Source organism: Methanomassiliicoccales archaeon (genome assembly GCA_035527755.1).
Classification (GTDB): Archaea; Thermoplasmatota; Thermoplasmata; order Methanomassiliicoccales; family UBA472; genus UBA472.
On sequence record DATKZX010000025.1, the window covers coordinates 22,533 to 33,595 of the forward strand.

Below are 11,063 nucleotides of genomic sequence, written 5' to 3' on the forward strand. Positions count from 1 at the left end.
ACCATTGGGGGGATGTCGGGACCGCCCAGCTCGCCCTTCATCGAACCGCTCTTCAGGCATCCTCGGTCAATTGGTCCCCGATCTCCTATTCCATATCGAGCATGGTTCCAGATCATCGGTCACGCTAGGCGATCACTTCAGTGACCTCTCCGGGCACGGCATGAGTACCGTCCAGGGAACCAGCTGATCCGAGGGTCACTTGGACAGGGCCCTACGGAACATCATGGTGGTCGCGCTCAGCGTGATCGTTCCGACGATGGCTATGGCCAGGAACGCCTGTCCTATCAGACCCCAGTCAAAGCCATGGATGATCATCCCTCGTACGGCATCGGCCACGTACGAGACCGGATTGTATCCTGAGAACGTCTGCACCCACGGTGCCAGGAACTCCATGGGCATCACCGCGGTGGAGAGGAAAAGCATCGGGAACACGAACATGATGGAGATGACCAGCGTCGACTCGGAGTTCCTGGTGGTCAATGCTACGAACGTCGAGATGCCGGACCAGGCTATGCCGAAGAACATGACCATCAGCAGTATCATCGCGATGCCGGGGAGACCGGCGGCCACCTGGACCCCCAGGATGTAACCGAGGACGATGATGATCGAGACCTGCATGACGATGCGGAAGCCGTCGCTGAACACCTTGCCCATCAGTATGGAGGAGCGCCGGACGGGCGTGGTCCTCATCTTGTCAAGATAGCCAGATTCGACGTCATCGACCATACCTAGTCCGCTCTGCAAAGCGGATGTCAGCACGGTCTGAACGATCACCGCGGCGCTGAAGAAGGTGAGATAGGAACCGGTACCGGTGAGACGTTCGAAACCGGGGATGTCAGCGACCGCTTGGAACGCCTGCGTGAACAGAAGGAACCATATCAGCGGTTGGATCATGGAGAAGGTGAGGTTGGTCGGGCGTCGTACCAGCTTGCGCATCCAGCGACTGAAGATGGCGGAGATCTCCGTGAGAAAGTCCAATTTCAGCTCCATGATCAGCGCCTCCGGGAACGAAAGCCGATCTTGGGCGGCAGCTTCTGAAGATCGGTCCGCAGATGTTTTCCGGTGAACTTGATGAACACGTCGTCCAGCGACGGTTTGGCCAATACCAGGTTATCGATCTCGATCTGTGCGCTATCGAGTGAGCGGACGATCAGCGGCACGAGATTGCTGCCGTTGGTGCTGTAGATCACGATGCCATCGGTACAATTGATGCCTTCATTGGTACAGTCCTGCGCCTCTTTGACACCAGGTAGCTGAGATACCATGTCCACCGCCTTGCGGACCAGGTTCGGGTCCTCCCCTCCCTTGATGACCAGGCGTATCATGTCCGCGCCGATCTGACCCTTCAGTTCGCTCGGCTCTCCCTCGGCCACGATCTTGCCGTTGTCTATGATGCAGAGGCGGTGAGCCAGCTGGTCCGCCTCATCCATGTACTGGGTGGTAAGGAAGATGGTGGTGCCCTTACGGTTCAGGTCCCGGATGTGGTCCCAGATGGCACGTCGGCTCTGGGGGTCCAGCCCGGTGGTCGGCTCGTCAAGAAAAAGGATCTCCGGGTCGGAGACCAGGGCGGTCGCCAGGTCAAGACGGCGCTTCATTCCCCCGGAGTACGTGCCGGCGATCCGATCGCCGACGTCGGCGAGGCCCACGGTCTTGAGCAGGTCGCTCGCCTTTTGCACCGCCTTATCCTTGGGAATGTGGAAATATCGGCACTGGAGGATCAGATTCTCTCGACCGGAAAGGTCGGCATCGACGCCGATCTCCTGTGAGGCGTAGCCGATGATCCTACGGATCTCACGAGCGTCCTTCTCGATGTCGAAACCATTGATATCGACCTCGCCGGAGGTTTTCTTTAGAAGGGTGGTAAGAACCTTGATGGCGGTGCTCTTACCGGCTCCGTTGGGGCCGAGAAAACCGAATATCTCGCCCTTTGTGACCGTGAAGGAGATATCGTCGACGGCGCGGATATCGGGATCGTAGAGCTTGACCAAATTTTTAACCGTAATTATGTCGGACATAGGATCGATCGACCTGGGGATATGGCATGGGGCGATCAGAGTTCCCCAAATTCGTCTAGGTACTTTTCTCTGACCTTATTTAGATATCACCGACCTTTCGATCGAACAATAGAGAAAATGTCACATTAGGACCATTCTCGCATTCGACCGAGGTCTCCTTCCACCGCGATCTCTCGCGCCTGAAAAAATGGGGGTCGTCACGCCCCTTATCGATGCGAGTAGCCAGCATCGGTGACGGTGGAGGTTGGAAGGATGAAGTACAGCGAATATTCCTGGTCACCGGCGATCTCGTCGGCTTCCACCTCGACATCCGTTTTTGACAGACCATCGGCGATGACCTTCTGGTCCAGGACCGCGATCCATTTCCGCGGGTACTTCTGCATCAGGTCGATGTAGTTCTCCTTGAACCACATGTCGTTCCTCATGTCCTTCATGCTCTCACGCCCTTCTTCGTCATCCATCACATCAATTCCCCCTACGGTAATAATATTCTAGCTTGGAGGACATTATTCTTTCTATCGGACCTTCGATCGTGCTAGGGGCCATTGCATTGAACGGTATGGAACAATGTAAATCGTAGGGCGACGATTCCTAAGAAATGGACAGGAGCGACCTCCGTCTCATCAATCTCTTGGTACACGATCCAAGGGCCACCTATAGGGACCTGGCGGACGAGCTCGAGGTCTCTGTGCAGGCGGTACATCGTCGCGTTCAGCAGATGATCGAGGAGAAGATAATATTGGGATTCTCAGCGACCATCTCCTCCTCCTATCTGGAGGCGGTGCCGGTGACCATCTGCGGGCGGTCCCATCGCCGTACCCGCGAGGAGACGATCAAGGCCCTGGAAGGGAGCGATCTCGTCTCCAGTGTGCTTTTTGGCAGCGGGGGCATCGTCCATGTCTATTGCACGCTGCGTCGGAGCAGCGAGCTGGACGGGCTTTTCGAGTTCGTAAGGAACGCCGCGCTCCTAAAGGACGCGTGGATCGGCTTGGAGGCCGTTCCAAGATCGGGAAAGGAACCGGCCACCATACACGATGAGCCGCTGACCCCCTTGGACAGACGCGTGATCTCCTCCCTGGTCAAGGACGGAAGGAAGGCATCGGCCGAAGTGGCGAAGGAACTGGGGGTCACGGCGGCCACGGTGAACAGGCGCTTGGACCGTTTGAACAGGATCGGGGCCATCGAATACGCGGTCGCGCTCCACCCTGGTTTCTCCGGGGATATAGTGTCGATCATCAGCATAGAACTGGTCGAGGGATCGGACCGGGGAGCTAAGATCGCGGCCATGAGGAACTCGCTGGGGGCCACGGTCGATTACTATCGGACGTTCAGCAATGTTCCGGGGATGTTCACCTGCGTCTCCTGGACCAAGACGCTGAAGGACCTGGAGATGCTCACGAACGATATTTTGAAGGACAGCGATGTGCTCAAGGCGGTGCCGGACATCATATTCACCGGTTGGTACCACTCCAATTGGAAGGATATCATGGCGATGGACGTCACCCATCCCAAAGGTCAGTAGGCCAGACGATTGTTATCGACACCTCCGGACCATCATTTTTCAACATCATGGTTGAGGAACATGATATTATTGTAATTAGGTCGCGATGGAACATCAACCGCGGTGTGAACACAGGGATATCACCCCCTTCTAGGATGGGTAGGATAGGCAGGCGAAGAACGCCTGTCGTCAGGGTGATACGTTTGGTCAAGGAAAAGATATCAGAAATAAGCGGTCGGAAGGGCATACGGGGCGTCGCATCGTTGGCCGGGCCGTTCCTGATGGTCCATGGCGTCATGCACATCATACTGCTCCTGTCCCCTCGTGAGAACGGGGGGCCGGGCAATTTCCTCACTCAGAACGGGACCTCGTGGCTACTCGATGGTCTTGGAATGGATGCTGCGAGCATCGATCTCTTTGGTACCGCATTGGTGCTGGTGGCGGCTTTGGGGCTGATCACCGGTTCGTTCGGGCTCATATGCAAGATGAGAACGGTCGTATGGAGAGATGCGGTCCTGGTGTCCAGCGTGCTATCTTTGTTCTTCATGATGGCGTTCTGGTCCGATTGGTTCGTCGCAGGCGCGGCCATAGACATCGCAGCGATCGCATTGGCGCTAAAGTACAGGCCGATGACAGGATCGGTCCCAGAGAAGGTGGCACTGTGAAAGTACTGGTGATAATGGGCAGCCCCCGGAAGGAGGGGACCGGGTCCAGGGCAGTAAAGGCGATCGAGAGCAGGCTGGCAACGCATGGGCCGGTCCAACTTGAGGTCCTGAGGCTGAAGGATGCGAACCTGGGGCAGTGCAGAGGCTGCTTCCAGTGCATTAGCAGGGGCGAGGAACTGTGTCCGATGAGAAAGGAGATCGTCGCCGTCGAGGAAATGATCGAGGCCGCGGACGGAGTGATACTGGTATCCCCCGGCTACGTGCAGAACGTCAGCGGTCTGATGAAGAACTTCATGGACCGTATCGCCTACACCAATCATCGTCCCCGCTTCTTCGGGAAGAAGGTCATGATAGTGGCGAACGGAGGGTCGGGGCTGGCGAAGACATTGGACGCGCTCCGGATAGCGATCGGAGGTCCTGAGGTCGTCAGCGAGCTGGAATACACGCAGCTCCCCTGGCCGATGCAGGAAAGATCGATAGTGAAGCGCCGGGCGGACCTCGAAAAGGCGGTCGACAAATTCTATAAGGCCCTGCAGGTCAAGGACATGAGACCCAGTTTCAACAATTACATGCGTTTCCTCTTCTTAAAGGGCGCATCGGTCGAAGCGAAGGAATGGCTGCCCGCCGATCACGAGTTCTATAGGGACCTGGACCGCTACTATTATGATGTGGACGTCGGGATGGGAATGAGGATCAAGGCGTCGTTGCTCATGCCCGTGGCGAAGTTCTTCATGAGGGGCATGGCCCCCCAAAGGGATGGTGCCGATGGCAGTGATCGATGAACCGTTCGAGCTCATCCTCGAGAGCGAGCGGGTGAGGCTGGGAAAGGTCGATCGTCCGGACGGAAAGGTATCGATCGAGGTGATGGTGCTGTTGATGCGTCCTTCATCGAGCATCGAACACTCGAGGTTACGACGAACAGCGGACACGGTGGAACGGCTTGGTGGAATGGGCATCACGATGATCTTTCTCGAAGGCGGGTGGGCAGTGGGCGAGCTGACCGTTCCATCGGGAAGGTCGGAGGAGAGCGTTTCCAAGATCAGGGACATACTATCGGTTTAAAAATTCAAGTTGGGCTGAGCTCTGAACTTCCTGCGATCCGACCAGATGGGAAGACCTTATCGGCTTGAGCGAACGATCAGATCCTTATCTGGGAGAACATGGTGTTCCTCATCACCGCGTTCCGCATCCGGTCCCGCTCGATGCCAAGCTCCTTGAGCAGGCACAGCTCCAGCATCAATCGTAGCCGCATCGTCGCCAACACCAGATCGCTTCCTTTCAGGACCATGTCATCACCGTTGCCCTCCAAATGTGTCAGATGGTTCCTGGTCCGGGTGAGCTGGAAAACGAACTTCTTCCTATCGTCCACGAACTCGTCCATGGTTTCACGAAGATCATCATAGATCTCTTTCAGCCGCTGACCGTGGGAAGGCTCATTGCTGTACTCCAACCCGTCCCTCATCCACTCCCGGTACTGCTCAGGTATGCTTTCCAGAATGACCGCCACGCGTCTCCGGTGCTCCTCCGGTTCCACTTCGAAATTGCGGTAGCGGTGACGGTGGTAGGCTTCGATGGCCTGCATGTACATCAGGAAACGGGTCGCCTGGAACAGCTCGGCGCTCTGCGAGGCGGCGAAATAGAGGTCCAGGACCTGCGTCATGTTCTCGTTGATGGCGAACCATTTGGATACCATGTTCCCCATGTCCGCCCCGATGCTGCTCAATGGCAGGAGCATGTCCTCAAGTTCCAGCGGGTTCGCCTCCCGATCGTTGGCGAAGGATGGATAGAAGACCTCCACCTTCATTTTCGAACCGTCATCGTCCGCACCTCTTCCAACGGCGCCCCAGACCCTCACCTCGTGGGTCGACCGGTGCATGAACAGCGCCATCAGATTGCGCAGCTGGCGCACCATCTCGATCCCCTGGTCAAGGCCTATTTCGTTATTGAGGTCCATGGTCAATCGGCAGGAGCCGTCGCCCTCGGACCCGATGATCAGCTTTCCGATGACACCTATGTCGCAATCAAGTGCGAGCGCCCTTGGCAGAGAAGGCGCCGGTCCAGGTTCCATCCCCTTTACCCAGTCCGTAAGATAGGAGAGATCGATGGTCAATCCTTTGAACTCGATCTCTTCCTGCGAGCCATAGTGCTTTCCGATCACCAGTACGTCAGCGCAGAGGGCGGAGCAGGTAGGGACGTCCGGCTCACCGTCATCCACGATGCGGTAGGGGTGCTCCAACCAGATGCCGCTCGATCCGATCAGGGTTATCGCCCTTCCGTCAACGGTCTCCCCGAGCACGATCTTGAAGGGTATGGCGCAGGTATCGCTCTCCCTGAGCATCCCGCCCAGGTTCAGGATGGCGCCCTTGGACGGGTCGAAGTTCATATCTCCGGTGATGACATTGTCCGGGTAGGCAGGGGTCCACCATTTTCCTTTGAGAACGAACGCTTCCTTCATGTTATCATCCTGTATGAGCCATAAGCCGTAGGTAACTGCGACCTTGGCCAACCATCGCTTCCGGTCCTAACACCATCATCGTGCAGCTATAACGTATCCGGGGTGCTAATTAATTGGTATTGCGACCCAAGAGGTCCACTTCCTTTATGTGGAGTTGTTAGAACAATATGTTCGTACAAGCGGCATAATCGATGCTATCGGGGATCATCACTGACACTCCAGGACCACCTAGGGCCGACGGAGTGAGATCACATGCCACCATTCGGATCATCATCAAGGCTCAGGTGGCAATGAGGAAATCGCCCCGTCATCATCTTTCTCATCTGTAGATCAGTGAAAAAAGAAAAAGATTTGAAAGAGGTTTGGCTCAGCCTTTGAGCAGACCGAATCTGTAGTTGGTCGGTCCGGCGTCCGAAGATATGATGATGTACACATCTTTGTATCCGGAGAAACCCGCGAGATTCTGTATGATGGTCTCGGTATCATCCGCCAGGTTCAGAACCATCATATTGTACGGCAGCGAAAAAGCACCATTTCTATACGCTGGAGCGTAGATGGTGACCGAGAAGTCGACCTCTACAGGCGGCTGCATCGATACGAAGGACAGCACATCATCACCATTATCGACGATCTCTCCATTGATGGCGATGTTGTCCACGAACCAGCCCTGCTCTGTGTAGCCCCAATCGGTCATGTACCGGAAGGCGATCAACACTTCACCGCCGACATGATCGGTCAGATCGAACGCCATGTTCCCAGAACCGGATCCGGTCAATCCAGGCAGGTTATCCGCGATGTCCGGGTGGCCATCATAGACAAGGTCATAGGTGGTATGATCGTTCTCCAGCGAGGTCCAGGTGGTTCCACCATCCGTCGATATCTGCACGAAACCGAAGTCCCAATTCTCTTCGATCGCATAGTAGGTATCGAAGGTGAGGGTCGCCTCGGTCATACCGCTCAGGTCGACCGTTCCAACGATGGAGACGTCCCTGAGGTCGCTAGCACCCGAATACCAGGCCATGCCTGAGATCCCTGGAACAGCAGGGCCGGCAGCGAGCTTCCAACCCGGTTCGTATTTATCATTGCCGTCGAACACAAAGTTGAGATCGCGCAGCTCTCCGACCCGTACTCCCTGGACCTTAAGGTAGTCAGTACCGTACGGTCCCAGCAGATAGGTTCCGGTATTGTACCCGTCCTGGGTCCAAGTGTATTGGAAGGCGTAGGACTGGGTAACGAAACCCATCCCCGGCTTGATCTTCAAGGTGGTCAGCTCTCCCGCCTGAGGGTCGTTCAGATCGATCGATACGTAATTGTACCAGCCATCACCGAAGTCGTCGGTATGGACCAGGTTGGCCATTTTCCACGCATCGAACACCCTATCGAAGTCCCAATCCCCATAGCCAGCTGAGGCCAGGGTCGCGGTCACTCCCTCTTCACCGTTGGCCGGATTGGCCGCTAGTGCGGAGATGAAGTCCGCTCCTCCGAAGTGGTCATTTAGGTATACGGCGAACATCGCAGCCGCGCCGTAATCGGCGATGATGTTGATGTCACCCTGGTCGCCCCACTCGGTCAAGGAGTTGTCCGGGGTGAACAGGAACTGCTCGATGTATCCCCACGGGATGCCGTAGCCGCAAAGCATCTCCGAGTACATTGAGCAACCCTCGTTGACGAAGGACACCTCATCCGCGTCCAGATCGTCGTGCAGCAGGTGCTGGTACTCGTGAGCGACGGTCGATTCGTATACGTACGGTCGGGCTACGTCGGCACCGAGCCTGTTCGTCCAGTCATAGCTGTCGAGGTGTATGACATTTCGATCATAGTAAACCTCGATGGACGGTGAATAATAGCCGACGACATAGCTCGGATAGGTCGGATCGTAATAGCTGTTATCGACCATGTTCCAGACCATGATCATCAGCTTTCCATCGACATCGTCGAAGAAGGGATAGCCCCATCCCTCAAAGACGGAGTTCGATCCGTCATGGAACGTGGGCGTTCCGAAGTAATCCGACTCTATGGGTAAGATGACCTCTTCATACTCAGTAATGAGGTAATCGATCTGCCAGTCGTATATGGTGATCTTGCTCGGAACGTCGTTACGCGGGTCGCCGTCGGGGAAGCTCAGGTCTGTGGCGACCCATACCTCCACCTCGCTGCCCTCTCCCCTCTTCTCGAACTCAATAAAATTACTTGGTCCGTATCCGTTCACATAATAGTCCTCTGTATCGCCGATCTCATATACGTCGGCCGAGCCAGATCGCAAGGATATCTCCGAAGCTGCGGCCAAGACCTCAGTCGGGTTAGGTTGCAGTTCTCGGACCTCTGGTCCAATATCCATTTTCACTACGTCAGCGATCCTCGGGACGGCCGAGGTCGTTGCGGCACCGGGCACAGCCATTGCCGAGAAGGCCCCTATGACCATCAGCATAGCTAGTGCTAAACACAATATCTTTGATATTTTCAGTTGAATCCCCCCTATGATCGGACCCTCGAAAAAGGCCCATCCTAAATTCATTCTCTCGAATGATAATTAATAGTTCCGATTTCAATTTATAAAAAGGAAGAACATAAAAATAGGGTACTTTGAGGTTCTAAAATGGGGCTCGTCGAATAGACGTTGCGACGCATCCATATTGTAGAAATTAATCCCAGGAATTGAAATATCGGCTCCAACCCCTTCTTTTTATTAACATTATTTTATATTCAATTTATCAATGGTTCACAAGAAAATGCCGCCCAATTTCTTACATTTTCCAACCAGTTATTTGGTTAACTGTCGTTTCGCACATCAATTTGTGCGCACATTTAAATACAATAATCGCAAACACCATTTAGAAATTAAAGTTCGTCTGTGAGATCTTACAGACCGTTTTATTTTCTCACAGAGTGAATATCGTGACAACTTTCACAGAATTACAGATCTCAAAGGAGATCATCAGAGCGATGAACGACATGGGCTGGGAAACACCCACACCCGTGCAGATTGCAGCAATACCAGTCGGCCTGAAGGGCGGCGACATGTACGCCGAGGCTCAGACCGGTACGGGAAAGACCGGCGTTTACGGGACCATAATAATGGACGGGATCAAGCCTGGGATGAGGGCTCCGTCCGCATTGGTGCTCGTTCCCACCAGGGAATTGGCCAATCAGGTATACGAGGAGATGACCAAGCTCGCCAAGTACACCGGCCACAAATCCCTCCCCATATACGGTGGAGTGGGCATCGAGCCTCAGATATCCCGGCTCAGAAGGGGCACGGACATCGTCGTGGCCACACCAGGCAGGACCAAGGACCTCATAGAGAGGAACGCCCTCAACCTTTCGAACGTATCGATCGTCGTACTGGACGAGGCGGACCGCATGCTCGACATGGGTTTCGCCCGGGACCTCCATTTCATATTATCAAGGGTGCCCAAGAGAAGGCAGTCGCTGCTGTTCTCCGCGACGATGTCTCAGGACATCAGGCGGCTGGCGATGCGTCAGATGGTCAACCCCCAGGAGATACTGGTCTCCAAGGACGAACCGGTCTTGGACCTGACCAAACAATATTACCTCATAGCCACCAAGGACAGCAAGCGCGACGCTCTCTACACCGTTCTGGACCTGGAGAATCCCAAGGCCATTGTGTTCTGTCAGACCAAGCGCAGGGTCGACCAGGTGACGAAGAAGCTGCTGGCCTACAACTACCGCGCGGGCGCCATACACGGGGACGTCGCCCAGAACCGCAGGGAGAAGGTCATCCAGAGCTTCAAGGACGGTTCCATCCGGGTCCTGGTGGCCACGGACGTTGCCGCACGCGGACTGGACATCAGCTCCGTGGATTGTGTCATCAACTTCGAGGCGCCGAACGATCCGGACACCTACGTACACCGTATCGGACGGACGGGAAGGGCGGGAAAGGAAGGCACTTCGATATCGTTCTTCCTGCCAGAGGAGATCCGCATGATCAGGGATATCGAGCGCAGGACCGGCAAGCCCATCGAGAAGTTGGACATAACTATCGTTCCTAGACCTGAACCGGAGTTCAGGAACAATAATGCGGTCCACAGCGCTCCGAGAGGAAGAGCGCCTGCGAGACAGCCTCAATGGACGAACAGATCAGGTCCGCGAACCGAAGGACGTTCACCGAGATCGAGCTCGGGATCGCGGTCGAACTGAGCAGGGTGAGGTCGGAAAACCGGTGAGAACCGGCACCGACCTTTCCACTCGGAAAGGGTTCGTCTCAGGATAATATCTGTCAACAGATGTTCTTTTTGTGAGATTCGGTCTTCCGTTGATGCGTTGTGATATAAAAATCCACGGAGTCTGGCTCGTTTCTGAACATAAAATAAATCACTAGATCGCGATCCGATATTGTTCTATGACCTTTCATCCGCTCATATCTTTCATTCGTCTATTGTATCTAGCCTGGTAAAATCCAAAGAAAC

10 protein-coding genes are annotated in these 11,063 nt (G+C 55.1%); 5 read left to right on the top strand and 5 right to left on the bottom strand.

Annotated features, from left to right (window positions below; translation table 11 throughout):
- Positions 1-195: 195 nt before the first annotated feature.
- The 3 genes from VMW85_08410 to VMW85_08420 all read right to left on the bottom strand — a co-directional run bounded on the left by VMW85_08410 (position 196) and on the right by VMW85_08420 (position 2,476).
- Positions 196-990, bottom strand: coding sequence for an ABC transporter permease (locus VMW85_08410; GenBank protein HUT28051.1), 795 nt, complete (start codon positions 988-990; stop codon positions 196-198).
- Positions 991-992: 2 nt separating this feature from the next.
- Positions 993-2,015 (bottom strand): ATP-binding cassette domain-containing protein, encoded by a 1,023-nt coding sequence (locus VMW85_08415; protein HUT28052.1) that lies wholly within the window; start codon positions 2,013-2,015, stop codon positions 993-995.
- Positions 2,016-2,221: 206 nt separating this feature from the next.
- Positions 2,222-2,476, bottom strand: coding sequence for a DUF5678 domain-containing protein (locus tag VMW85_08420; GenBank protein ID HUT28053.1), 255 nt, complete (start codon positions 2,474-2,476; stop codon positions 2,222-2,224).
- Positions 2,477-2,613: 137 nt separating this feature from the next.
- Here VMW85_08420 and VMW85_08425 point away from each other — a divergent pair, with 137 nt between their 5' ends.
- From VMW85_08425 to VMW85_08440, 4 genes are all read left to right on the top strand, one after another.
- A complete protein-coding gene (locus VMW85_08425) occupies positions 2,614-3,537 on the top strand; it encodes an AsnC family transcriptional regulator (protein ID HUT28054.1) in 924 nt (307 codons plus the stop codon).
- 134 nt (positions 3,538-3,671) lie between these two features.
- Positions 3,672-4,181, top strand: a complete 510-nt coding sequence (locus tag VMW85_08430) for a hypothetical protein (protein ID HUT28055.1) — start codon at positions 3,672-3,674, stop codon at positions 4,179-4,181.
- Positions 4,178-4,963 (top strand): NAD(P)H-dependent oxidoreductase, encoded by a 786-nt coding sequence (locus VMW85_08435; GenBank protein ID HUT28056.1) that lies wholly within the window; start codon positions 4,178-4,180, stop codon positions 4,961-4,963. The genes VMW85_08430 and VMW85_08435 overlap by 4 nt, the downstream gene beginning before the upstream one ends.
- Positions 4,947-5,243, top strand: a complete 297-nt coding sequence (locus VMW85_08440; protein HUT28057.1) for a hypothetical protein — start codon at positions 4,947-4,949, stop codon at positions 5,241-5,243. Before VMW85_08435 ends, VMW85_08440 begins: the two co-directional genes overlap by 17 nt.
- Before the next feature lie 76 nt (positions 5,244-5,319).
- On the opposite strand, the gene VMW85_08445 is transcribed toward VMW85_08440, so the two are convergent.
- Both VMW85_08445 and VMW85_08450 read right to left on the bottom strand, forming a co-directional pair.
- Entirely contained in the window at positions 5,320-6,687 is a 1,368-nt protein-coding gene (locus VMW85_08445) for a HEPN domain-containing protein (protein HUT28058.1), read from the bottom strand.
- 316 nt (positions 6,688-7,003) lie between these two features.
- Entirely contained in the window at positions 7,004-9,064 is a 2,061-nt protein-coding gene (locus VMW85_08450; GenBank protein ID HUT28059.1) for a hypothetical protein, read from the bottom strand.
- A 467-nt stretch (positions 9,065-9,531) separates the two neighbouring features.
- On the opposite strand from VMW85_08450, the gene VMW85_08455 reads away from it, so the two are divergent.
- Positions 9,532-10,794 (top strand): DEAD/DEAH box helicase, encoded by a 1,263-nt coding sequence (locus VMW85_08455; protein ID HUT28060.1) that lies wholly within the window; start codon positions 9,532-9,534, stop codon positions 10,792-10,794.
- Positions 10,795-11,063: the final 269 nt, after the last annotated feature.

Excerpts from the sequence above, each read along its gene's own strand:
- VMW85_08410 (HUT28051.1), bottom strand. The coding sequence starts at position 990 with ATGGAGCTGAAATTGGACTTTCTCACGGAGATCTCCGCCATCTTCAGT.
- VMW85_08415 (HUT28052.1), bottom strand. The coding sequence starts at position 2,015 with ATGTCCGACATAATTACGGTTAAAAATTTGGTCAAGCTCTACGATCCC.
- VMW85_08420 (HUT28053.1), bottom strand. The coding sequence starts at position 2,476 with ATGGATGACGAAGAAGGGCGTGAGAGCATGAAGGACATGAGGAACGAC.
- VMW85_08425 (HUT28054.1), top strand. The coding sequence starts at position 2,614 with ATGGACAGGAGCGACCTCCGTCTCATCAATCTCTTGGTACACGATCCA.
- VMW85_08430 (HUT28055.1), top strand. The coding sequence starts at position 3,672 with ATGGGTAGGATAGGCAGGCGAAGAACGCCTGTCGTCAGGGTGATACGT.
- VMW85_08440 (HUT28057.1), top strand. The coding sequence starts at position 4,947 with ATGGCAGTGATCGATGAACCGTTCGAGCTCATCCTCGAGAGCGAGCGG.
- VMW85_08450 (HUT28059.1), bottom strand. The coding sequence starts at position 9,064 with ATGCTGATGGTCATAGGGGCCTTCTCGGCAATGGCTGTGCCCGGTGCC.